The organism is Treponema saccharophilum DSM 2985, assembly GCF_000255555.1.
Classification (GTDB): Bacteria; Spirochaetota; Spirochaetia; order Treponematales; family Treponemataceae; genus Treponema_D; species Treponema_D saccharophilum.
Window position 1 is genome coordinate 20278 of sequence record NZ_AGRW01000050.1, and the last position, 23834, is coordinate 44111.

General features: G+C 50.2%; 23 protein-coding genes. 7 read left to right on the top strand and 16 right to left on the bottom strand.

Features of this window, described 5'->3' with window-relative positions:
* Window positions 1-21: 21 nt before the first annotated feature.
* The 6 genes from cysK to TRESADRAFT_RS09115 form a co-directional block, all read right to left on the bottom strand.
* Window positions 22-960, bottom strand: coding sequence for a cysteine synthase A (cysK, locus tag TRESADRAFT_RS09095; protein ID WP_002705008.1), 939 nt, complete (start codon window positions 958-960; stop codon window positions 22-24).
* A gap of 48 nt (window positions 961-1008) precedes the next feature.
* Window positions 1009-2292: an O-acetylhomoserine aminocarboxypropyltransferase/cysteine synthase family protein gene (locus tag TRESADRAFT_RS09100; protein ID WP_002705009.1), complete on the bottom strand. Its 1284-nt coding sequence runs from the start codon at window positions 2290-2292 to the stop codon at window positions 1009-1011.
* A 350-nt stretch (window positions 2293-2642) separates the two neighbouring features.
* Window positions 2643-3656, bottom strand: coding sequence for a 3-deoxy-7-phosphoheptulonate synthase (gene aroF / locus TRESADRAFT_RS09105; RefSeq protein ID WP_002705010.1), 1014 nt, complete (start codon window positions 3654-3656; stop codon window positions 2643-2645).
* On the bottom strand, window positions 3613-3951 hold the full coding sequence (locus TRESADRAFT_RS16055; protein WP_141607297.1) for a hypothetical protein: 339 nt from the start codon (window positions 3949-3951) through the stop codon (window positions 3613-3615). The genes aroF and TRESADRAFT_RS16055 overlap by 44 nt, the downstream gene beginning before the upstream one ends.
* 145 nt (window positions 3952-4096) lie before the next feature.
* Window positions 4097-4432 (bottom strand): hypothetical protein, encoded by a 336-nt coding sequence (locus TRESADRAFT_RS09110; RefSeq protein WP_002705011.1) that lies wholly within the window; start codon window positions 4430-4432, stop codon window positions 4097-4099.
* A gap of 141 nt (window positions 4433-4573) precedes the next feature.
* Complete coding sequence (locus TRESADRAFT_RS09115) at window positions 4574-5254, bottom strand: YoaK family protein (RefSeq protein ID WP_002705012.1); 681 nt, start codon at window positions 5252-5254, stop codon at window positions 4574-4576.
* Window positions 5255-5433: 179 nt separating this feature from the next.
* Here TRESADRAFT_RS09115 and TRESADRAFT_RS09120 point away from each other — a divergent pair, with 179 nt between their 5' ends.
* From TRESADRAFT_RS09120 to TRESADRAFT_RS09140, 5 genes are all read left to right on the top strand, one after another.
* Window positions 5434-6696 carry an L-rhamnose isomerase gene (locus TRESADRAFT_RS09120; RefSeq protein WP_002705013.1) on the top strand — a complete coding sequence of 421 codons (1263 nt, stop codon included), beginning with the start codon at window positions 5434-5436 and terminating at the stop codon, window positions 6694-6696.
* 69 nt (window positions 6697-6765) lie between these two features.
* Window positions 6766-7080: an L-rhamnose mutarotase gene (gene rhaM, locus TRESADRAFT_RS09125; RefSeq protein ID WP_002705014.1), complete on the top strand. Its 315-nt coding sequence runs from the start codon at window positions 6766-6768 to the stop codon at window positions 7078-7080.
* A 149-nt stretch (window positions 7081-7229) separates the two neighbouring features.
* Window positions 7230-8219, top strand: coding sequence for an LEA/WHy family protein (locus tag TRESADRAFT_RS09130; RefSeq protein ID WP_002705015.1), 990 nt, complete (start codon window positions 7230-7232; stop codon window positions 8217-8219).
* Window positions 8220-8657: 438 nt separating this feature from the next.
* Window positions 8658-9374 carry a DUF134 domain-containing protein gene (locus tag TRESADRAFT_RS09135; protein WP_002705016.1) on the top strand — a complete coding sequence of 239 codons (717 nt, stop codon included), beginning with the start codon at window positions 8658-8660 and terminating at the stop codon, window positions 9372-9374.
* Window positions 9375-9389: 15 nt separating this feature from the next.
* Window positions 9390-9782: a C-GCAxxG-C-C family protein gene (locus TRESADRAFT_RS09140; protein ID WP_002705017.1), complete on the top strand. Its 393-nt coding sequence runs from the start codon at window positions 9390-9392 to the stop codon at window positions 9780-9782.
* A gap of 218 nt (window positions 9783-10000) precedes the next feature.
* On the opposite strand, the gene TRESADRAFT_RS09145 is transcribed toward TRESADRAFT_RS09140, so the two are convergent.
* The 4 genes from TRESADRAFT_RS09145 to TRESADRAFT_RS09160 all read right to left on the bottom strand — a co-directional run bounded on the left by TRESADRAFT_RS09145 (window position 10001) and on the right by TRESADRAFT_RS09160 (window position 14340).
* Entirely contained in the window at window positions 10001-10837 is an 837-nt protein-coding gene (locus TRESADRAFT_RS09145; protein WP_040842785.1) for an MBL fold metallo-hydrolase, read from the bottom strand.
* Window positions 10825-11376: a tetratricopeptide repeat protein gene (locus tag TRESADRAFT_RS15215; RefSeq protein WP_002705020.1), complete on the bottom strand. Its 552-nt coding sequence runs from the start codon at window positions 11374-11376 to the stop codon at window positions 10825-10827. The genes TRESADRAFT_RS09145 and TRESADRAFT_RS15215 overlap by 13 nt, the downstream gene beginning before the upstream one ends.
* Before the next feature lie 199 nt (window positions 11377-11575).
* On the bottom strand, window positions 11576-12157 hold the full coding sequence (locus TRESADRAFT_RS09155; RefSeq protein WP_002705022.1) for a hypothetical protein: 582 nt from the start codon (window positions 12155-12157) through the stop codon (window positions 11576-11578).
* A gap of 11 nt (window positions 12158-12168) precedes the next feature.
* Window positions 12169-14340: a methyl-accepting chemotaxis protein gene (locus TRESADRAFT_RS09160; protein ID WP_002705024.1), complete on the bottom strand. Its 2172-nt coding sequence runs from the start codon at window positions 14338-14340 to the stop codon at window positions 12169-12171.
* Window positions 14341-14447: 107 nt separating this feature from the next.
* Here TRESADRAFT_RS09160 and TRESADRAFT_RS09165 point away from each other — a divergent pair, with 107 nt between their 5' ends.
* Together TRESADRAFT_RS09165 and TRESADRAFT_RS09170 are read left to right on the top strand one after the other, a co-directional pair.
* Window positions 14448-14975, top strand: a complete 528-nt coding sequence (locus TRESADRAFT_RS09165) for a helix-turn-helix domain-containing protein (protein ID WP_002705026.1) — start codon at window positions 14448-14450, stop codon at window positions 14973-14975.
* Window positions 14873-15799: an IS3 family transposase gene (locus TRESADRAFT_RS09170; protein WP_081478542.1), complete on the top strand. Its 927-nt coding sequence runs from the start codon at window positions 14873-14875 to the stop codon at window positions 15797-15799. Before TRESADRAFT_RS09165 ends, TRESADRAFT_RS09170 begins: the two co-directional genes overlap by 103 nt.
* A 24-nt stretch (window positions 15800-15823) precedes the next feature.
* On the opposite strand, the gene TRESADRAFT_RS09175 is transcribed toward TRESADRAFT_RS09170, so the two are convergent.
* Genes TRESADRAFT_RS09175 through TRESADRAFT_RS09200 form a run of 6 tightly spaced genes read right to left on the bottom strand, consistent with a single transcriptional unit; the run spans window position 15824 to window position 23830 of the window.
* Window positions 15824-16324, bottom strand: a complete 501-nt coding sequence (locus TRESADRAFT_RS09175) for a hypothetical protein (RefSeq protein WP_002705029.1) — start codon at window positions 16322-16324, stop codon at window positions 15824-15826.
* A 54-nt stretch (window positions 16325-16378) separates the two neighbouring features.
* Window positions 16379-16777 (bottom strand): SMI1/KNR4 family protein, encoded by a 399-nt coding sequence (locus TRESADRAFT_RS09180; RefSeq protein WP_040842793.1) that lies wholly within the window; start codon window positions 16775-16777, stop codon window positions 16379-16381.
* A 14-nt stretch (window positions 16778-16791) separates the two neighbouring features.
* Entirely contained in the window at window positions 16792-17442 is a 651-nt protein-coding gene (locus TRESADRAFT_RS15220) for an HNH endonuclease (RefSeq protein ID WP_050985074.1), read from the bottom strand.
* Window positions 17439-20729, bottom strand: coding sequence for an ATP-binding protein (locus tag TRESADRAFT_RS09190; RefSeq protein ID WP_002705033.1), 3291 nt, complete (start codon window positions 20727-20729; stop codon window positions 17439-17441). The genes TRESADRAFT_RS15220 and TRESADRAFT_RS09190 overlap by 4 nt, the downstream gene beginning before the upstream one ends.
* An 11-nt stretch (window positions 20730-20740) precedes the next feature.
* Entirely contained in the window at window positions 20741-21376 is a 636-nt protein-coding gene (locus TRESADRAFT_RS09195; protein ID WP_002705039.1) for a hypothetical protein, read from the bottom strand.
* A gap of 9 nt (window positions 21377-21385) precedes the next feature.
* Window positions 21386-23830 (bottom strand): dynamin family protein, encoded by a 2445-nt coding sequence (locus tag TRESADRAFT_RS09200; protein ID WP_002705041.1) that lies wholly within the window; start codon window positions 23828-23830, stop codon window positions 21386-21388.
* Window positions 23831-23834 lie beyond the last annotated feature (4 nt).

The window sequence follows — 23834 nt, forward strand, 5'->3', positions numbered from 1 at the left end:
AATTGGGCAAAAGAACGACTCTCAGTTCTCGCTGAAGAGCGACGTGCTCAGATAGCGGTCGCCGGAATCAGGCAGGAGGACGACAATCGTCTTTCCCTTGTTCTCCGGCCGCTCGGCAAGAATGCGTGCCGCCTTAAGCGCCGCGCCGCTTGATATTCCGACGAGGATTCCCTCGCTTCTGGCAAACGCGCGTCCTTCCGTGAACGCATCCTCGTTCTCGATTGCGATAATCTCGTCGTACACTTTCGTGTTGAGGACATCGGGGACGAATCCCGCGCCGATTCCCTGGATTTTATGCGCGCCGGCTGTTCCCTTCGAAAGGACGGGGCTCGACGCCGGCTCGACGGCGACAATCTTGACGTTCGGGTTCTTCTCCTTGAGGAATTCCCCGACGCCCGTCAGCGTTCCGCCTGTTCCGACGCCCGCGACGAAGATATCGACTTTTCCGTCGGTCTGCGCCCAAATCTCGGGGCCGGTCGTCCGCTTGTGCACGGCAGGATTCGCCGGGTTGATGAACTGGCCGGGAATTATCGAGTTCGGGTTCAGCGAATGAAGCTCCTCGGCTTTCGCGATCGCGCCCTTCATTCCCTTCGCGCCTTCGGTGAGGACGATTTCGGCGCCGTATGCCTTGAGCAGGTTCCTTCTTTCGACGCTCATCGTCTCGGGAAGGGTGAGAATTGCCCGGTAGCCTTTGGCGGCGGCGACGGCGGCAAGCCCGATTCCCGTGTTTCCGCTCGTAGGCTCGATTATCGTCGCGCCCGGCTTGAGAAGCCCTTTCTGCTCGGCGTCCTCAATCATCGCAAGCGCAATCCTGTCCTTCACGCTTCCGGCGGGATTCAGGTACTCAAGTTTCGCGAGTATCGTCGCGTTCGTCGCGCCCGTTTTTTTCGAATAGTTGTTGAGCTGCAAAAGGGGGGTGTTCCCGATGAGTTCCAATGCGCTCTGCTTGATGTCTGCCATATTTTCTTCTCCTTGCTTTGATTTATCTTCGTTTTGTACTGGACTTTTTCATTTGACCGCGGCGAACCCGCTCTCGAGGTCGGCGATTATGTCGTCGATGTGCTCCGTTCCGATAGAGAGGCGGATTGTGCTTTCCGTGATTCCCTGATCGAGAAGCTCCTCCGCGTTAAGCTGGCTGTGCGTGGTGCTTGCCGGATGGATTACGAGCGACTTGACGTCGGCAACGTTCGCGAGAAGCGAGAAAATCTTGAGGTTGTCGATGAACGCCCATGCAGCCTCGCGCCCGCCCTTTATCTCGAATGTGAAAATCGACGCGCCGCCGTTCGGGAAGTATTTCTCGTAGAGCAGATGGTCGGGATGGCCGGGAAGGGAAGGGTGGTTCACCTTCTCGACTTTCGGATGGTTCTTGAGGAATTCGACGACCTTCTTCGTGTTCTCTGCGTGGCGCTCAAGCCTGAGCGAGAGCGTCTCGAGCCCCTGGAGAAGGAGGAACGCGTTGAACGGCGATATTGTCGCGCCCGTGTCCCTCAGAAGAATCGCGCGGATGTACGTCACGAACGCCGCGCCCTTTACCGCGTCGTAGAATGATATGCCGTGGTAGCTCGGGTTCGCCTCCGCGATGTTCGGGTACTTGCCGCTCTCCTTCCAGTTGAAATTGCCGTTCTCGATGATGACGCCGCCGAGAGTCGTTCCGTGGCCGCCGATGAATTTCGTCGCGGAATGGACGACGATGTCGGCGCCGTGCTCGAACGGCCTGATGAGGTAGGGCGTCCCGAACGTGTTGTCGATTACGAGCGGAAGCCCGTGCTTGTGCGCGATTTTCGCTATTTCGTCGATGTCCGGGATGTCGGAATTCGGGTTCCCCAATGTCTCAAGGTAAATCGCCCGCGTGTTTTCCTGTATCGCCGACTCAATCTCCGAAAGGTTGTGCGCATCGACGAACGTTGTCGTCACGCCGTACTGCGGGAGCGTGTGCGCGAGGAGGTTGTAGCTTCCCCCGTAAATTGTCTTCTGCGCCACGATGTGGCCGCCGTTCGCGGCAAGAGCCTGAATCGTATACGTTATCGCGGCTGCCCCCGACGCGACCGCAAGCGCCGCGCTTCCGCCTTCAAGGGCCGCAATCCTCTTTTCGAAAACATCCTGCGTCGAATTCGTGAGCCTGCCGTAGATGTTCCCCGCATCGGCGAGCCCGAACCTGTCGGCGGCGTGTTTTGAATTGTGGAAGACGTATGAGGTCGTCTGATAAATCGGAACCGCCCTCGCATCTGTCGCCGGATCCGCGCTTTCCTGTCCAACGTGAAGCTGCAATGTCTCAAACCTGTATTTCGCCATGTTTATCCCCCTGATTTCCTCTTTTCTGCTGATAGTCTGCTGCAACAAAAGAATTCATCAGCGGCGCATGAGCCCGTTGCGGAAGTTCTCCCGAACCAGTTTCTCAAAATAGACAGCCATTTTCGGCCCTCCTTTTCGTCCGTAATTCCTACTTAACTTATGGGTTTAATATATATTTATTTTCCTACTTGGTCAATAGGTTTTAATGCGAATCTGCTTTTTTCGCAATTTCCCTGATTCGAAAAAAAAGCGGCTCCCTCGGATTGGAAAAACCGGGGAAGCCGCACGAAGCAGCCCGGAAAATGCGGGGCAAATCCCAGAGCTGCTTTTCCGGAAACAAAAAACACCTTCTACAATGTCCGCCCTTCGACGGCCGCATATTTTGCGAGGATTTTCATCGTCTCGTCGAACTGCGCCGGCGTAAGCGACTGCTCACCGTCGCAGAGCGCTTTCTCCGGATTGTTGTGGACCTCGATGATAAGCCCGTCCGCACCGACGGCGACGGCAGCCTTTGCGAGCGTCGGAACCATCCACCGTATCCCGCACGCGTGGCTCGGGTCGATTATTACGGGAAGATGGGTCTCCTTCTTGAGGTACGGCACGATGCTGAGGTCGAGGCAGTTCCTCGTGTAGTTGTCGAACGTCCTGATTCCGCGCTCGCACAATATGACGTTCGGGTTTCCGCTCGCCATGATGTACTCGGCGCTCATGAGGAATTCCTTCACGGTCGAGGCAAGCCCCCGCTTGAGCAGAATCGGGTTCCGCAGCTTTCCGACTTCCTTCAGCAAATCGAAATTCTGCATGTTGCGCGCGCCAATTTGTATGATGTCCACGTCGGAGAAGAGCTCAATCTGGTTTATTGCCATAAGCTCCGTGACAATCGGAAGCCCCGTCTCCTTCCGCGCGACTTTGAGAAGCTCAAGACCTTCCGCGCCAAGTCCCTGGAAACTGTACGGGCTTGTCCTCGGCTTGAACGCCCCGCCGCGCAGGAACCGCGCGCCGCTTGCCTTCACCGCCTTCGCGACCTCGACAACCTGCTCCTCAGTCTCGACGGAGCAGGGGCCTGCCATGACGCAGACGCTTTTCCCGTCGCCGACAGAATTCCCGCCAACGCTGACGACGGTGTCCTCAGGATGGAACGAGCGGCTGACCTGCTTGTAAGGAGCCTTGACGCGCTGCGCGCTCTCGACGAAATCGTACGCGAGCATTTCCTCGGGCTCAACCTTGGAAGTGTCCCCAATCAGCCCCAGGACGGTCGCGCTCTCGCCTTTCGAGACGTGAACCTCGAATCCCCGTTCCCTGAGCTTCTGCATGAAACCGTCAACCTGTGCCTTCGGTGTATTGTTTTTCAAGACGACAATCATTTTTTTCTCCTCTTCCGGGAACAAAACTCCCGGCATCATTTTTCCGTCCCGTCGCGACTGCGCACATCGCGATGGGACGGATTTTTTTTCGAGCACGCTCTGTCAAGGCAAAAAAATAAGGGCCTCCTTTCGGAAGCCCTTTATTCTGCACTCGATTCGCATTTCGATTTACAGAAAAACGCACGATGCCCGGTTGATCACGTCGGGTCATTCGCATGACTTCCAGATACGGCAGGAAAACAAAAATAGCCGGCGTAATAGGAGTACGCCAGCGTAGTAGATGAGTAATATTCACCTGTCGTCCTGAAAGTGTTCTTCATGCGACGGAGTATCGCATTTCCGCCCGTCAGTGTCAACCCTCAAAAGACGCTCGGGGACCGGTAGGGCAAAAAAAAAGCCCCCGCGAAAATCCCAGGGGCTTCCTTTAATCCGCAAAAGCGTCACAAAACGAGGAGCGAAATCCTGTTGTTCTCGAGCGACGTGACCTCAAGCTCGAAGCGGGCGCCAGTCTCGGAATCCTGCATGGCGATTTTCGAGCCGAGCGAGATGTAATACGTGTAGCTTTCAACCGTGTGGCTTCTCCAGTCGTCGCCGACGATGAGATGGTGGTGAAGCTCAAGCTCCCCGGATTTGTCCGCCGTCGCCGCACGGATTCTGGCAATCGTGCAGTAGGACTCTATTCTCGGCTCCCCGTACTGATCGGTAAGAACGTCAAGCGGAAGAAATTCCATGGATTTTTCGCCCGCAAAGTAGCTGTACTCGTCTGCTTTTTTCATCATGTACTCCTTGAATTCGTGTTCGGCACGGTTCCCGACCTGGCAAACACGAAAAACTGCGTTATTTTTCTATTTTATCCCGTGAATTCCCAATCGTCAACGAAAGAATCCCCGGGGGAAGGAGCCGCCGCAGAATGCTTGTTATCCGACGGTTCCAGAGCGGTGCCCGGGACGCGACAGGAACGCGCAGACGGAAATAGGGACGAGCGCGATGAGGAAGCTCCAGCCTGGAATCGCCTTCCACGCGATGTAGCTGAAGGCAATCCCAGCGTGGAACGAAAGCAGCGTCGCGCCGAAGAATTTCGCCTTCGTCACGAACGAGCTGTCGCCGTTTATGAGGATTTCAGCAACGGATGAGACGAACATCCTCATGTTGTTCGTCGAGAAAATCACGGAGCTCGTGTAGCCGTATCCGCCTTTGAATGCGCACCAGTGGAATGAGAGCGAAAGGAACGTGGGGTAGAGATACACCGCGGGATTAAGACCTTTCGGGATGGCGCACATCGCGACCGCCGCCACCGAATCGACCGCCATCGCCGCGGCCTTGAGCGGGATGCGCGTCCGTTTTGGGATGAGCGTCGCGAGAAGAATGCCGAGGCAGTACAGCGACGCTCCGAACACGTGCATCGCGACTGTTCTCTTGTCGCCAGCAATCGCCGCGACGACAATCTCAATCAGGTTTGCCGTCTGCGCCGAGCCGAATATGTGCGCCGCGCTCACTATCGGGTACAACCCGAGAAAACCGCCGATGAACGCCGCCGCATAATGGGCGTGCGCCTCCCTCTGTGCGTCGTTTCCCGGTTTTTCGTTATTGCTCTCCATAATTGCTCTCCGAGCCGAAAAAACTACCACTTCTCGCGCATATTTACAACAATCGCGCGCAGGGATTCCCCTGTGACGGAATCGTGCTACAGATTGATTTTTTATTGTACGATATGCGAATGCCGGAATGATATTCTCCTTCTCAGAAAGGTTGAATGCACCTTGAAGGAGTTCAGTTTATGATTAAGAATGATTTTTACGAGCACGCCCGCGAAAAATACGCGGAGATTGGAATCGATACTGATGCCGCGCTCAAGACGCTCAGGGCGACTCCTGTTTCTATGCACTGTTGGCAGGGGGATGACGTCGGAGGATTCGAGCACGAAGGCTCGGCGCTTGGAGGCGGGAACGGAATCCAGGTCACTGGAAATTATCCCGGAAAGGCGAGGACGCTTGCGGAGTTGCGCGAGGACATAGAGAAAGTGTTCACGCTTGTCCCGGGCGCGAACAGGCTGAACCTCCACGCAAGCTACGCGGATTTTTCGGAAACGGGATTCGCGGACAGGGATTCGCTCGAGCCGAAGCATTTTGCGAGCTGGATCGACTGGTCAAAGCGGAACAACATTCCGCTCGACTTCAACTCGACGTTCTTCTCCCATCCGAAAGCCGGCGGAATGACGCTCTCGTCGAAGGACAAAGGGATAAGGGATTTCTGGATTGAGCACGCCAAGCGCTGCCGCGAAATCGGAGCCGCATTCGGGAAGGAGCAGGGCAGCGCCTGCATCCACAACATCTGGATTGCCGACGGCATGAAGGACATCCCCGCCGACAGGAACGGCTACCGGAAAATCCTCGAGTCGTCGCTCGACGAAATTCTCTCGGTGAATCATCCCGCGGATTTCATAAAGGACTGCGTGGAGTCGAAGGTTTTCGGAATCGGGACGGAAAGCTACGTCGTCGGCTCGCACGAATTCTACATGGGATACGCCACGAGCCGCAACCTGATGCTCACCCTCGACATGGGGCATTTCCATCCGACGGAGAACGTCGCGGACAAAATCAGCTCGATGCTGATGTTCGTCCCCGAGATAATGTTCCACCTTTCGCGCGGGGTCAGATGGGACAGCGACCACGTGACGATTCTGAACGACGACATGAGGCAGATTGGCGAGGAAGTCGTCCGCACCGGGAAACTCGACAAAATCCACCTCGGGACGGATTTCTTCGACGGCTCGATAAACAGAATCGGCGCGTGGGCAATCGGAACGAGGGCGACGAAGAAGGCGCTTCTTTTCGGTTTGCTCCAGAACAACAAAAAGCTCGTCGAGTACGAGGAGGACGGAAACTATTTCGCGCGCCTCGCGATGAACGAGCTTTACAAGACGCTCCCGTTCGGCGATGTCTGGGAGCACTTCTGCATAAGCGAGGGTGTCCCGACTGATGCCCAGCTCATAAACGCCGTCGCCGACTACGAGAAGAACGTAACGTCGAAGCGCGCGTGACGTCGCCATGCGGGGCATCCCGGAAAAAACTGGGAGCCGCCCCGCAGCACAAGATGCAAGGAGGATATTATGGAAGAGCAGGCATTCAGGATGAAGCTCAAGCCGGGATTCGCGGACGAATACAAGCGCCGCCACGACGAAATATGGCCGGAGCTGAAGAAAGCCATTTCGGAAAGCGGGGTCTACGACTATTCGATTTACCTTGACGAGGAAAGCCTCTCGCTGTTCGCGGTTCAGAAAGTCCGCGACGGAGGAAACCCGGACGCGCAGAAGGGAATGGCAATCGTAAGGAAGTGGTGGGATATGATGGCGGACATCATGGACGTCAACGACGACAATTCCCCCGTGTGCGTCAGCCTTCGTCCCATGTTCCATATGGACTGAAATCCGCTTTTGCGGAAGATGCGCCCGAACCCGCGCCTTGAAGGCGCGGGTTTTTTGTCCTGCCGAAAAAATCAGTCCGCTTACGCAAACCTCGCGGAAAACAAATTTTTCTTCTATAATTTCTGCCATCAACAAAAAGGAGTTTCTCAATGAAAAAGATTAACGCTTTTCTTGCGGGTCTTGTCGCAGCTGTCTTGTCGCTCGCAATCTCTTGCAACACGTCGTCCGTGCTGTCGTCCGCGGCGGCAAAACCGACGCTGAATTTCGACAAAGTATCGATAAAATCGCTCGACGCGGAGGGAATCACGTTCAACTGCAACTATTCCGTCAAAAACCCGTATCCGATAGGAATCTCGCTTTCGAAAGTCGCCGCGGACGTCTCGTGCAACAGCTCCAAGCTGACGTCGATAAGCGCGAACGAGGGCGTCTCGATTTCCGCGAACAAATCGAAGTCCAATGCGTTCGACTTCAAAATCCCGTACGATTCGATAATCAGTTTCGCAAAGACGTACAAGGAAAGCAAGACGCTTCCGTTCACCGTGAAAGGGAACGTGGCGCTGGGGAACCTGCCGCTCATCTCGTCGCTGAACCTTCCGTTCACGAAGAATTTCGATGTTCCCGTGTTCAAGCCGAACCTGAAAATCTCGAACCCCAAGCTCGTGCTCCCGTCCGTCTCGGAAATAACGAAATCCCTCACCGACGGCGGAATGAGCCTGTCGAAGGCGGGAAGCCTCGCAAAATCGATAGTGACGGGGCAGAAAATCGACGAGTCCGCGCTTTCCGGCGTGAACCTCAACATGAAGCTGAACTTCAACCTCGACGTTGCGAATGACGGCGGCTCCGACTGGAAATACGCCCTCAAGTCATGCGGAATAAAAGCCGACGGCGTTTCGGACATACTGTCGCTCGACACGTCAAGTGCCTCCGAGATTGGCTCGTCGGGCGGCTCGATTCCGCTATCCGCGACGCTGAATACGATGACCGCGGGAAAATTCATCGCGCAGCTGCTGAACAAATCCGGAAATAATCCGACATTCTCGCTTGACAGCGCGCTTTCATTCCCCAGCCTTCCGTCATACGCCTCGAACCTTCCTCTGACGTGCACGAAAGAGCTGAGCCTTTCGAAAATCGCCCGGTAAGTCTCCAAAATCCTGAACCAGGCCGCCGCCATTTTTTATGGCGGCATTTTTTTGCGTACCGAAAATTACCTATTGGCAAAAAAATAACTATACATAAAAGACGATATTAAAAATGCCGTTTTGATACAAAATACTAATATTGACACTATTTGCCATTTTATGATTCACATTTTATACCCCTATAAAATAAGGAATTTTTGGGAATGTTATGTTTTTACTATTGGCTATCTTGAGAAATATAAATACAGCATTCATAAAACACGGATATTTTAGACTAGTAATTATTGTTTTGCGAGTAGACAGAATCATCCTTATAAGAAGTCAATAAAAATCGTCGGGGAATCATGTCCTTCGTCATGTTATTGACAAATGTCAGAAACATGAATAAAATCGCGGAAAATTGCTGACAAATGTCAGAAACCCGAAAAAGGAAAAACGATGCCAAGACCAGTCAGATGCAGGGAAATTCGCTCGCTTCCGGAATTCTACAGTTTCGCGCCGGAGGAAGGAGGAAGCGGCGAGACCGTCACGATGACGCTCGACGAGCTTGAGACGATACGGCTCCTCGACTGCGCCGGAATGACGCAGGAAGAAAGCTCCGTCATGATGAACGTATCGCGGACGACCGTAACGGCCGTCTACGAGTCGGCACGGCGGAAAATCGCGGACTGTCTTCTAAACGGAAAGCGGCTCGTAATATCGGGCGGAAACTGGCACGTCAGCGGACAGAACATACCGCGCGCATTGGCGCGCAAAGGAGAACGCACTATGAGAATAGCTGTCACCCATGAGAACGGTCAGGTGTTCCAGCACTTCGGGCACACCGCGGAATTCAAGATTTACGATGTCGAGGACGGCAAAATCGTAAAGTCGGAGATAATCGGAACGAACGGCCATGGACACGGAGCGCTGGCGGGATTCCTCAAGAACGCATGCGTCGATGCGCTCATCTGCGGAGGAATCGGCGGCGGCGCGAAATCCGCGCTTGCGGAGGCGGGAATAACGCTTTACGGCGGCGTCGTGTCATCGGCGGACGATGCGGTCGCAGCCCTTCTCTCGGGGTCGCTGAACTACAATCCGGACGTCGTATGCAGCCATCATGCGCACGAGCACGGCGATGGGCATACATGCGGAACATGCGGGAAGAACGAATAAACGGAGGGGGATTATATGACAACTGATGAAAGGGCAGAAAAAGCGGCATCATACAAAACAAGCGGCCAGTGCAACTGTTGCCAGGCAGTGACGAAGGCGTTTGCCGACACCGTTGCCGTTGACGAGGAAACGCTCCGCGCTATATCCTCGGGATTCATGGCGGGAATGGGATGCATGGAGGCGACGTGCGGCGCGCTCATCGGCGCGAACATGATAGCGGGGCTGCGGACGGCTGGAAACGGAACTGCGAAAGTGTCGCGCGAGCTGCTCGCAAAATTCAAGGAGAAAAGCGGGGCGACAATCTGCCGCGAGCTCAAGGGCGTCGGGACGGGCAAAGTCCTCTGCGAATGCGACGACTGCGTAAGGAACGCCGTGCGCTCTCTCGAGGAGCTTCTCCCGTCGTCGTGACGTCTTTTTTTTTCGGCTTCATGCATCATGGTTCCGGAACGCGTTCGGAATGACGATTTTTAGGTGCTGCGCCATGAACCGGCCCGGGGCGCTTTCCGGGCCGGTTCGTTTTTTTGGAGCTGCAAACAATATGCAAACAAGGCGGCTGGGCGTGGTCGAATTGTTCATTGCCATGCAAAAATCGGCCATTTCGATAAAGACCTGTTTTGTTTCAGCGCTCAGTTTACGACGGCTTTCACGGACAATTCCTCGCCGGAGCGGAGGTACGAAAGCTGTTCCCCCATGATTTCCTTCATCACGGAGAACGGCTCAAGCCCCGTGCAGTGGCAGGTGACGAACGACGTAGGATATCGGAGCAGCGCCTCGGCTATCTTGCGCACCTCTGTGACGTCGTCGTCTCCGTAGCCGTTTTTCCGCATCAGATGGAAGCCGCTTATCGCGATATCCGGCGCGCCTCCGAATTTCCGCTCGAATTCTTCCATTATGTTGAGGATTCCGCTGTGCGCGCAACCGGAAAGGAGAATCCTCGCCCCGCCCGAATTCACCACGACGCACTGCTCGTGCGAGAAGTCGTCCGGCACGAGCTCCCCGCCTTTTTTCATCAGGATGCGCGCGTTAGTCGAGGGAAGTGCATGCGCGCGCCGTGCGACGGTGAAGACTGAAATATCGTCGCCGATATCGGCATCGCCATCAAGGACTACGACGGAGGAAAGCGCCGCGAAATTCCGGTCAACGCCGATAAAGCGGAACGAGCCGCCGTCGTCCGCAAAATGGTCCCCGAACGCGTTTTTCTGAACGTAAATCGGGGCACTTCCGTTCGCGGCGCGGAAATCCGCCATGCCCCCGGCGTGGTCGTAGTGGCCGTGGCTCAGAAATGCCGCGTCGACGTTTCCGACATCAATCCCGAGCCGCCGCGCGTTTTCGAGAAACGCGCCGTCCGGGCCGAAATCGACGAGAATTGCCCGTTTTCCGCTCTCGACGTAAAGCGAAAGCCCGTGCGCCCATGCGCACCCTTCCCTTCCGCGCTCGTTCTCAATCAGGCTTACAATCCGCATTCCCCATCCCCTTCGTGAAAAAGCTCCGACTCCCATTTCTCCGCCTCTCCCTCGTCCTTTTCGGTTCCGATTCCCTCGCGGAGGCAGCGGACGACGTTCACGATTCCCGTCCTGTGGCCCTGCGATGCCGACGCGAGGTAGAAGGTGAATGCGAGGTTCAAATCGCGGAAGCCGATGCAGCCGTGCTCGATTCCGCATTCGTAGCACCAGCCGAGGTCGTTCTGCGCGGGCGCAAAGCCCATCTCCGCCGCGCGCTTTATGTTGTCGAAATATCCGGCGGGATTTTTCTCCGTGCCGATTCCGAACCCGATGCAGATGCCTTTGTTGTAGATGCCGTTTGCGCATCCCTTCTCCGCCGACGCCTCGTAAAGCGAGAACGCCCGCGACGCGTCCTTTTCGACGCCGATCCCGTTCTCGTAGCAGTACCCCAGCGCGACCATCGCCTCCGCATCCCCCGCCTGCGCCATCTCCGAAAGCTCGGCCGTCCCCACCGGCGACAGCCCGTAAACCGTATATTCTTCCCCGTGCTCGTGTTCCATGAATCGATTATACAGCAATCACATTTTTGGAGCCATTCGCGGAACGCTCCGCCCGGAAAAGTGGACGGCTTTCGTAAGAGGTCGTGGCTTTCGGCATCTATGTGTTATAGGCATGGATGCCGAAACAAGCTCGGAATGACGGGGGAAAAATTCTCAGCGAGATTTTTCCGCACTGGAAAGGACGCCATCCGGAACGGACCTACTTTATCAGCCGTATGTTGTCGACGTAAAAGCGGCCGTTCATCGGCGTTTTTTCGTGGTAGCAGATGTTCACGCGATTTACGAGGTACAGGTTTTTCTGGAAATTCGCAAGGGAGAAAACGAGCGTATGGCTTCCCGGCGCGATTTCGACGGCCGTCGTCTCGTCCCAGTTCCACGCGTCGGTCGTCTGGAAGATGATGCTGAGAAGGAATGCGTCCTTTTCCGGATTGTGGACGTCGAGGACGACGTATTTCGAGCCGCTGAAATTCCACCGGTAATCCATGAAATACGTTCCGATGTGGTCGGAATCGGGCGCGGATTTTTTGAAGCGGCATTCGAGGGAATGCCGTCCATTCGAAAACCAGGTGCTGGCAATCCTGGCGGACGTCGAAAGTTTTTCGGGCCCCCACTGCTCCCAGTCGAATGCTGCCCAAATCCAGTAGTTCCCCTTCTCGAAATCGTCGAGCGTCTCGACCGTTCCGCGGGGAATTTCCGTCTCGTCGCCGATGACGTCCTGCGCGGCTGCGGGCAACGCCGCCAAAAAAAATGCGAAAACCGCAAATAGAATCGTTCCTTTCATCTCCGCTCCTCCTAGCACTTGAATTTGTTCATCTCGTCCTTGAGGCTGTTTATCGCGACGACGCTGGCATTCACGCTTTCGTGCGCCTTCCGCGCCGCTTCTGAAATCGTGTGCGCCTTGCCCGACATCTCGCCCATGCTCGCGTTTACGGTCTCCGCCATGCTCGCGAGGTTGTCCATCTCCGCGGAAACCTGGCGGCTTCCTTCGAGCATCTGCTCCGAGCCGTCCTTGACGTCGCCGGTGATGGCGTTTATCCGTTTCATCGCATCCAGAATCTGCGCGCCGCCCTCGTTCTGCTGCTTCATCGCGTCGTCGATGACGCGCTCCTGCTCGCCGACGGTCTTCGTGAGGTCGAAAATCTTGCCGAACTGCTCCTGCACCGTCAGGTTGGAATCGGAGACTTCGTTTATCGCGTTGTAGACTTCCTTCAGCGCCTGCTGCATCTTTATTCCCTGCGACGACGACTCCTCCGCAAGCTTCCTGATTTCGCCTGCGACGACGCTGAACCCCTTGCCGCTCTCCCCCGCGTGCGCTGCCTCGATTGCCGCGTTCATCGCAAGCAGGTTCGTCTGGCTCGCTATGTTCTTGATGACAGAAGATGCCTCCGAAAGGTTCTTCGACTTCGCCTGTATGTCGCGCGAAAGCTCCACCGTCCTGTTCACCACAGAAAGCCCGTCCTCGCTCGCCTTCTCGAGCGCGTCCATCGCGATTTTGTTCTTCCCGAGAATCTGCGTCACGGAGTTGATGTTCGCCGTCATCTCCTCGATGGAGCTTGACGACTGCGAGACGCTCTCCGCCTGCGTGTCGATGTTCGCGCTCAACGTCTCGATGTTCCGCACAATCTGGTCGACGACCGCCTTCGCCTCCGTCACGCCCGAGGCGTGGTTCATCATCTGTTCCTTTACGGAAACTATGCTTCCCGTGATGTCGCTGACTGCCGCGGACGTCTCGCTCATGGAGCTGTCAAGCTCAATGCCGATTTTCTCCATCTTGCCGCTCGTCTTCTTCGCGCTGTTTATCGACGAGCCTATTTTTTCCATCGTCTTGTTGAAGCTCCTGCACATCGCGCCGATTTCGTTCTCGCCGGGAACGGCAAGCCGCACCGTCAAATCGCCGTCGCCCTCGCTGATGTTGCGGAGCGCCTTCTCGCTCGCCGAAAGAGGTTTCGTCAGGCGCGAGACAATCACGAACACAAGGAACATGACGAGAACAATCTGCGCGAGGAACGCGGACGCGACCGTCCAAAGCGCGGTGAAGGCGCCCCTCAGCATCGCCGACACGGGCGTTTTCGAGACGAAATACCACGCGGCCCCCGTCTTGTCCGGATGGATGGGCGAGACGACGATGAAATCCTTTCCCGAGAAGAACGTCGCCGACTCGCCCTTGTTTTCAGAAAGCCATCCGCTGATGTCCGGCATGGAGAAGACGGCGCTTTTCGAGCCTGTCTCGGAGCCGTCCGTCGCGCCCATTATCATCCCGGACGAGCTTATGAACTGAGTCCTTGTGCCCTCGAAAATCGAGCTTCCATCGAGGATGCTTCCCAGGTTCGAAAGTACGATGTCCATTCCGGCAAGCCCCACCGTCTTGAAAAGCGAATTCTTTATTGCGACGGACACCTGCGCGGAAAGGACGCGCTCCCCGTCAATCGTGACCATCACGGGATCCGTTATCGTCGCCACCTGGTCGATTATCTCTTCCTGCGCGCTCAGCGGCGGAAGCCCCGTCGTGCTGTCGTTCTTTATTCTGCCGTCAACGTCCTTTATGTAGTGGACTTTGAACTGTCCCGTCGGGTTCGTCTCCGCGTCGGCGTCCTGCGCATCCCTGTGGTCGAAAAGTCCGGGAATCCATATTCCCCAGACGGACTTGAAGCCGACGACGTTCACGATGGAGCGGATTTGCTGTTCGATGGCGGTGCGCCTCATGTCGTCGGGAATCGCCCACGAGCCGCCGAGAATTCCGCCCAGCGCCTCGACGGTGCTCACCGCCGACATCATTTCCTTCTCGACGACGCTCGCCTTTTTTTCGGTCAGAGAAACTATGAGCTTCTCTGATTGCCTGGAATTCATGCTGAATACTGTCCTGCCGATTATCGCCGTCATTATCAACGAAATAAAAAGCATTCCGACGCCAATCATAATAAGGAAACTTGTCCTGATTGATTTTTTTGTGTCCATGTCGCCCATGGAAAATCATAATAGACTGAACGTTTTTGTCGTGCAAGAAAAATCCTGTCGCTCTCATTGAAGTGTACCCCAAAAGTTGGAGACAATTTTGGAGGTACACTTTTTTTATGTCTAAATTAAGTTTAGAAAAGAAAGCAGAAATTGTAGCTCATTATTTAAGTTCAAATGATGGTTATAGTATAACTGCACAGAAATTCGGGATTTCAGATTCAATTGTAAAAATGCTGGTAGCACAATTCAAAACAAATGGAATTGAAGGGTTAATTCATAAGAATGGAACTTACAGCGGAGATTTTAAGATACATGTGCTACAATATCAGCAAGAAAATAATCTCTCTGATAAAGAAACGGCTGTTTATTTTAAGATTCCAAACAAGGGAACAATCTGTACCTGGCGAAAGAAATACAAAAAAGGCGGTTATGAACTTTTAAGCAGAGACGGACGAGGAAATCCTAAGAACATGGCTGCAAAAAAATCAAAAAAGAATGCCGAACCCAAAACTGAACTTGAAAAACTGAGAGAAGAAGTTGAATGGCTCAGAATGGAAAATGCCATACTAAAAAAATTGAACGCCTTAATTCAGGAAGAAGAGAAATCCGAACAAGGGACAAAGCTAGAGTCATCGGAGAATTAAGGCAGAAATTTTCTCTTCAAATGCTTATGAAGTACTTTGAAATGTCTTCAAGTACTTTCTATGCAGCAATAAAACCTAAAAATAATAAATATTCTCAAATCGAAATCAGAATTACTGAATTATTTCATGAACATAAAGGGCGTTATGGAGTCAGGAGAATAACTGCCCAGCTACGAAACGAAGGAATCTTTATAAACCATAAGACTGTTCACAGACTGATGCAAAAACTGCATCTAAAAAGTGTTCAGCGACGGGTAAAATACCGTTCATACAAAGGAACTGTCGGTAAAGTTGCGCCTAATATTCTTCAACGGAATTTTTATGCGGAAAAAGAAAATCAGAAATGGACGACCGATGTCACACAGATAAATATTGGTGAAAACAAACTTTATCTTTCCCCAATCCTTGATATGTACAATGGCGAAATTATCAGCTACAACATTTCTTCGCGGCCTGATTTTGCACAGGTAATGGATATGCTTGATAAGGCATTTGAAAAGATTCCAGATGGGACAAGACTTATACTTCATTCAGATCAAGGCTGGCAATATCAGCAAAGAAAATATCAGGAGAGACTTCAACAGAAAGGCATCATTCAGAGTATGTCTAGAAAGGGAAATTGTCTGGATAATTCAGTTATGGAAAATTGGTTTGGGATTATGAAGTCAGAATTGCTTTATCCAAATAAATATACTGACATTGAAGTTTTCAAAAAGGATTTAATCGATTACATTGATTATTATAACAACAGACGGATTAAGTTAAAATTAAAAGGACTCAGCCCTGTTGATTACAGAACTAAGTCCTTTAAGTCCGTTAGTTAAAGTGTCCAATAAATGGGGTACACTTCACATAAGATAACGAGCTTTTTTTTTCGATTTCGTCCCGTATGCCGTCTCCGAAATCGGAAAGGAGCGCGCGGCGGGCTTTCCCTGCCGCATTATCGCATCGAAATATCCGCGGTCAGCGACGTTCGTCATACTGTTCTGGTCGTTGTAGAAATCCCCCGAAGAATCTATGAAGCCGATTCTGTCGAAATCGGGCGTCATCGAAGAAGCGTGTTCTATGAGCCATGACTGAATTTCCACAGGGTCGACAGTCTTCGTGACATCGGCCTCGGTGTACATCCGCATCTGCTTTATGTACTCGCTCAAGCGTATCGAAACAACATCCGCGTAAGCGTCCGTTATTCTCCGGCAGACCTCCTCGTACGAAGCGGCCACGGATTTTTTCGCCCGCTCCTTCACGACAAAAAACTGCAAAGAACTAAGCACCGCGATAATCAAAACCGTTATGGCTATGATGTAGTAGACAAGTTTTCCCTGTTTCTTTTCATTTTGTTCAATCATGGAAGCATTATAACATAAAACAAAATCTATAGAGAAATATAGAATTTATACAAGCTAATCATGTAGCAAATTTAAAAAATCTGTAAATGAAGAAGCCAGAAAAGTCGATGTATCACTTTCATGATTCCATAAATGAATAGCATTATTTTTCAAAACGAAATAATCTCCACCAGAGTTAGATGCAAATGGTATTAATGTAGAGTCGGCAGAATCCAAAGGATAGCATTTGAAAATCGTTTCAATATCAGACTCGTTGAAAGACAGAAGCGTTTTAAATTCTTTGTCCTTTTCCGTATCTGTATCAAAATATCGCAAAGAAGGACGACCACCGTTATATTTTAAAAGAATATCTTTTAAATCCTTAGGAAAAGAAAATCCATGCTCTTTTTCAAAAACGTCAATGACAGCTTTATCTTTTAGCTCTTTGACATATTTCCATGATAATTCACTCATATAATCCTCCATAGCTAGCGGTTCTCATTACCGCCACCCCAAATTGTTTTTCCGCCAGTATGCCCTGTTTTAGCATGGACATCAGAATCTACCAATTGAATTTTTCCTCTCTCCTCATTGTGATGCCAAGTGTATCCATCTGGAGTATCACCATTTTTGATTTGCTCAAGTTGCTCTGGTGTAAACTTCTTTGCAAGTTCAGGGTCTTTTTCAACAGCCTCTTTCAACTGCTTATTGCATTCATTGAATTGTTCCTTATCGCTTGCTTTATATAAGTTTTCAGGCAACTGTGCATCATATTCAGAATCGAATACAGGGAAAATTCCTGTAACTTCATTTCCATCTGCATCTTCAACAGTTTTTCGTTCAAATGAAACACCCGTTCTTGGATGTTTATCGCCTTCCAAAGATTCATTCCTAGTATGTATCTCATAAGAGATTTTTTCAGTATTACTAGAATCTTTCTCTTCAGTTTCACCTGTTTGCTCTGAATTCTTAGCTTTTTCCACCTTGTCGTCTGGATTATAAGGCTTATCAGAGCTTTTTGTTTCAGAGCTAGGAGAAACTTCACTCTTGGCGATTTTTGCGTCGGGGTCAAAAGAGGACTTTACACTGTCTAGCGTTTTCTGCCCTACTTCCGCAACTTTTGATAATGCTTCAATCACATCACACCCCCTTCTTTTGACCATTTTTCCAGAAGATCCGCTTTGTTCAATTCGTTGTACAGATAATCTGTGATAATGCACTGACGAATATCACGGAGCAACTCTTCTTCAATCTGGTTCTGCACAGCATTTTTGATTGCATTGTCCACATCAATCGTCCACTGCACAGTGTCGCTTGTGCGATTGTACGAAGAAACAAAGGAACTTCTTACACTTGGATAAAGTTCAGCAATGACAGGAGCAAGTCGTGTATATCTAGGCTTTTCAAGAGGAGAAGAGAGCATTTTGTAAATCGAGACTTTTGCAGAGGCCTTTATGCTATACAGTTTCCGTAAAAGTTCCTTTCGCTCTTCGTCATTGCTTATTGAAAGCCCTGAACAAAGCAACTCTGCAATTTTGAGCCGCTGCACCGTATCGTCAGAATGTTGTTCTGCGTTTTGCTTTTCATAGTGATACAAGCCGTCTTTTGTTTCTGCATTCTCCACTTTGCACAAAACAGCCTGCACCCATTCATTCTGATAAACAGCAGCAACACCACGAGGAAGTTTTGCAAGCTCGATTATCTGGTCGTCGTTCAAGTTTGCAGCCTTACCAACAAGCTCACGGTCTGCTTGGTCTGGTAAGCGCATGATGATTTTTGTGTTTGTGTTGCGAATAACCGCCATATCAAGCAAAGCTGGAGCTTGGTCTGCAATGATAAAGCCCTCGCCATAAGTGCGCATTTCCGCTATCGAGTTCGTCAGCATTTCCACAGACTTTCCGAGCAAGTTTGCACTTTCTTGCCCTTGCTCCGTATTAGTGCGTTTCAAAAGATTGTGAGCTTCTTCAAGAACAGTAACATGGCGAAGATTTGCGTTCATAACTCCGCTGGTCATTCGGTGCTCCTGCAATTTCAATACAAGCAAGCCCATAATAAGCGATTTTGTTTCGCTAGAACCGACACGGCTTAAATCCACAATGACATTTTCGTCGAAGAGCTGTTCTGTAGGGATTTCGTCTGTTGTGAAAATCAGACCGTTGATTCCGTTTGTCAGCGACTTCAAACGAGTAATCAAAGAACCTTTGTACGCTCCTTTGTTTTCTACATCGTATTCAGAGCTGTCGATAATTGAGCGGATATTGCGAGCCACATCTGCAAAGGTCGGATACAAATCATCGCCGTAGTCGTTCGTTGATTCCGTCAAATTCCAGCCACAATCCTCATACGATTTTTCAACCGCCTCTTTTAGAACGGCAGGCATTGCGGCATACATGGGCCAGCAGACATTGAAAATCTCAATCAAGCGGTCAAGATGTTCCAAGATGTGAATGTTCTTTGCTTCGTCTGCGTTTCCGTGCGGAAAACTAAACGGATTTATCCGCAAAAGTGGCGTCAAGGCGGGATTTGTGCCATAGACGCTTACCGCAGAATCGTTGCCAAAGACGTTTTTGTATTCGCCTTTTGCAGGTTCGACAACAAGGAACTTCACGCCGAGCCTGCGACATTCACCAAGCATTTTGTAGACAGTGTTGCTTTTTCCAGCTCCAGTCGAGCCTGTAATGAATGTGTGCGAAGCAAGAGAATCAGGATTCAGTGAAACGTTCAATTTCTCTTCCTGGTTCATGTGCCAAATTTTGCCCAAGTTGACAGCATAGTTTTTTTCATCCGCAGTATCGTCGTTGTCATAGCTCGACACAGAACGAGCGAATTCAGCGCACTCCAGCACAGGAATTCCAGGCACGGAATGGTTTGGCAAACCTGCATGAATGGCGAGTTCTGCACTTGAAACCAAAGTCCCTGGGGTAAGAATCAAACCGCTATATTTTATTTGAGGATGCTCAATGTGAGAAAGATAATTCATCAAATCAGGTGTTTTCTCTCTCGGCCAAATAGTGACTCCGCTTGATTCAAGCGCAGAATTCTTTCCACGAATAATTGAGCGATAGATATTCGCCGCAACCTGCGCATTCGACTTGTCAGAAATGCAGTACATGGCACAGTTCCACATGCCAAGGTCTGCACACTCGTCATATCGCTCCAAAATTTTGTCAATCCGCTTCATCATCTGCGAAATAGAATGGTTCTCAAATTTCACCTGATATGAAAGACTTTCACCTACAGAGTCAGTTGTGCCATCAGTTACATTTTTGCTTGCAGAAACAGACTTTCCAGAAGTGTTTGTGTTGCCAACTGTTTCCGATTCAGTTGTACTTTTTGAAAAAGAATATGTAGAGCCAGAAGAATGGGAATGGCTTGTTCCGCTTGAGACTGAATGATTTTTTCCTTTGCTGAAAGAACAAATTCCACCTATTCCGCCACCAATAGCAGCACCTATTCCGGCTCCAGCAGGTCCACCTAATGCAAATCCTATTGCACCGCCGACAAAAGCAGCAGAAGCCCCAGGATTTATGTTCATATTAGAACTAGTTCCATCCGTTACGGTGCTAGATGTCCCCACAGTCTCAGAACTGCTCGTTCCGTGAGATTCAGAAAAAGTCTTGCCTTTTGAGTGACTAACAGAATGCGATACACTTTCGGACACTGTCTTTGTAACACCTTCGCTAACAGCATGGTTTACAGCGTTGCTTTCACTCTGAGAAACGGTGCACTGCCCTTCAGACAACGGAACAAGTGATGAATAAATCGCTTCGAGAGATGCCCTGTTAGAGTTCAAATCTGTAGGATGAATCGGGTCAGCAATCAGGAACATCGTGTATTCTTTTCCGCGCATAGCGTCTATGAGTTTTTCAACACCCTGCATGAACTGCTTTTCTTTTGACTCTTCATCACTTCTAGTCCCAGCAATATCAGTTATGGAAACGACAGATTTGTTCACATTGAAATTTTCAAGAACCTTTTCTTTCAATTCAGAAGAATCAAGCCTGTGAAATTGAGTTCCATGAAAATTTCCTGAAAGACTACTTTCAAGAACATTTTGAGCAAGAAGTGTACTTTCAGTGTTATTATTAGGGCTTTTTACACCGAGTAAAATCGAAACGTTGGTCTGAGTCCCTTTTATTTGGAACAAAAGCGATGCTCCTGTATTACCAACTGCATGAAAAACACTTGCCAATTTATCACGCATATTTTCATTCTTGTTCAGCACAATCTGAGAGATGTCTATAAAGCGAACACTTTTGTTGAGTTCGCTAGCAAGTTTTTCCTTGTTGAGTTCAGACTCCAGCGGCACAAGCTCGCAATTTGGGAATTCTGGCAGATATTTTTTCTGCAAAATTATATCTGCCATTGAAAGAACGTTTTCTAGTTCAAATTGTGCTTTTTCCTTTACCAAAATTTCATTTGCCATTTTTATCCCCCTTAGCATGAGATAACAACGACAGCGGCAACAACAGCGGCAACAACAACAACCGTCCCCACTAAAACAACAGGATTCACATCTGAATCCTGTCGGGGTTTTTCATTGCGATGCTCGCGACGGAGGTTGCGGCTCCGCTTATTAGAGTTGCGCTCTTCATCTTCATCATAAAGCGGAGTTTCGCTCAGTATGCGCTCTTCTCCGATTATGCGTCCGCCATCTTCCGTTAAGACTCTGCCCCTACTTTCTTCGTGTTGAGAATTTTCAGTGTGAGGTCTTTGCGATGATGACGAAGAAGATGATGATGAAAATGTACTGGCCTGGCTTGCGCTTTGTTCTTCAGGCCAAATGTTTTTTGCTATTGAGATGACTTTTTCAAGTCTCTCGCGTGAAAAATTGGTCGAGAGCTGTCCGACAAGTTTTTTGAAATTTTCTTCCGTGTTCTCGCTCGGAATCTCTCTGTCGTCCTGCATTTCATACAAAGAATCCAAAATGCCTTCCTTGCGGCAATAATCAAAACATTCACGGAACATTCCGCCCGTAACGTTGTGGTCAATCTGGATTCTGTTGCGGAGCATGTCACGAATCTCCGTAATGTTGCCACCGGAAACAGCATCTGAAAATTTTTTGTCCACCATGTCTTCCTCCTATGCCTCAAACATCTTGTTAAGGCGGCTCTTGAAGTCAGAAAGCCATGCAAGTTTCTTCTCGCTTTCACGCACTTTTCTTTCCAGTTCCTCTTTGTCGTCGAGAGTGCACTGCATTTCATCCATCTTTCCACGGATTTTCTGGTTGAGTTCATCGAATGAGGCGTTGAATGCTTCTTTGAGAGCCTTCTCCTGATTTTTTGCCTCGCTGAAAGCAAGTTTTCTGGCATTCGCGCCGAAATCATCAAGTTTTGCCGCAATGATGTTGTTGAACATCTTTGTGAAGTTCACATACTGGCGGTTCTCGAACTTGTCTTTCTCAACCTGAACCTGGTACTTGACTTGAACAGGAACTTCTTCCGTGTATGTGTAATCTTCGTAGCCCCAGTCGTCAGTATCTGCACCGAACACTGAGGAGAAGAAACCGCCAATTCCGCGTTTTATAGCTCCACCAAGTCCGCCTTGCTTTCGGCTTCCAGTACGAGTCTTCGTACGCATTTCAGTACGGGTGCGAGTCTCTGTGTCAATGTATGTTCCCGTCTTCTCTTTCACGCTGAATTCAAAGTCGGAAACATTCGAAGAATCAAGCTTCATTGTGGCGAGTTTTCCAAGAATTGAGGCAGATTTTACCTCATGTCCGAAAGCACTGCCCAGCAAGTCGCTCACATAGCCGTTGTATTCGTCCATATATTTCTGTGCCTCATCTCCAATCTTCTCGTTGATGAGATTTTCGATGTCGATTGCGAATCTGTTCCGCAAGGTCTCCAAATCTTTCTGGATTCTGCCGACACGGTCTTTAGTTTCCTCAATGGTGATTTTGTCGTCGCAGTACTTTTTTCGAGCCTCGCTGATAAAGTCGCCGATTTTTTCTCCGCTCAGTTCCTCGAATTCTTTTGTAAGAGCCTCGTCCACATTGAGAGCTTCGATTTTTGCTTTCAGTTCCTCACCCTTGTGACCATTCTCAATCGCTTCCTTGATGCGCGCGATGGCAACTTTAGTTTCTTCGATTTTGGCAGAATTGTCTTTCAAAAGGCCAGTTTCTTTAGCCTCCGCCCCCAAATCGTTGATTGTCTGCAGGAATGAATGCAGTGCCTCCGTGATTTTCTGCGGTTGTGCGTATTTTTCAAGATATTCGGAAATCGTTGCCTCCACTGCCGGAATTCCAGTGTGAATCAGAGCCTCTGCGTATTCGTCATTTGTTGATTTCGCCTTTGCAATTTCAGCGTCGAGTTTTGCCCGAACATTAGCGGAAACTTCAGCCATGTCTGAGAAATGCAGACTCTCATCATCGATGAACAGTGAAAGCATTGCCTGTAAATCGTATTTTTCTTTTCGGGTAAATTCAAAACCAGATTTGTACTGACGAATCAATTTTGCCAATTTAGCCGAACATGGGAAAACTTTTGGATTTCTTATACCATGTTTTGCAAGATATTTTTTCGTATCTTCAACTTTTCGCCTTGCAGACTCTCCTTTCTCGCTGTCGAATTCATCTGCCTTGTTCAAGACGAAGATAAAACGGTCGCTTGCCTGCCTGTTTCCTTCGCTCATCGCCGTTGCAATGTCCTTCAGAAGCAGGTTGTCGTCGTTCGTCTCAAGCTGAGTTCCGTTCAAAATGTAGAGAATCATCGGCTTGTACTTCTCTTTGATGAGACGGTAGGTGTGGTTCTTGTGCTCGTCCGTGCGAGAATTGTTCGGTCCCGGAGTATCGGTGAGGACAAGCTTCATGCTCTGAGAAGAAATACCCACGATATTGCCGTGGATTTTTATTTCAGCGACTTTATGATTATCATTCAGACGGTTCATATTTTCCAAGGTTAGCGGGTCAATTCGCTCCCCTATCTGATTTTCATCCTTGTCATAACTTTCGCCCCAAAAATGATCGGCTTTGTCATCATCGTAGATTTTTGCGATTGTAGCTGTCGTTGCTTCAGCTCTTGCAGGCAAAATTTCATTTCCAAGCATTGAATTTATGAGGGTTGATTTTCCGCTGGACATCGTGGCGACGACTGCAATCTCAAAGTCTGAATTCAAGGCCGTGTTGAAGGCATTTTCAATGTCCTTGTCGTTTCGGATTTCATCGAATGGGCAACTCTCACTTGTCAGCTCCCTGTAAAAATCTTTGAGTTTTTCAATCTTTGACCCAGATTCCGCGTTTTCATTTTGACGGAGAATCTTTTTTGTGAACGGTTTGATTTTCTTGCCGCTTTTTTCGTTGAATCTCTCCACTGCATCGGCCATCGTGTCGCAGTCGCGCTCGATTCCTGTGAAAGAAAGAGCTATGTCCTCGTTGTAGGTTTCAACAAGGTGACCAAGAAGCTCCCCGCACCATGTAGAAAGTTCCGAGCCTGACTTTGATGAGATGAAATCATCCTCAGTTCTCGTTCCGTCACTGAAAGCACACTCTTTCGTGCCAAAATTGTACTTCAATTCTATGTTTGTCATTTTC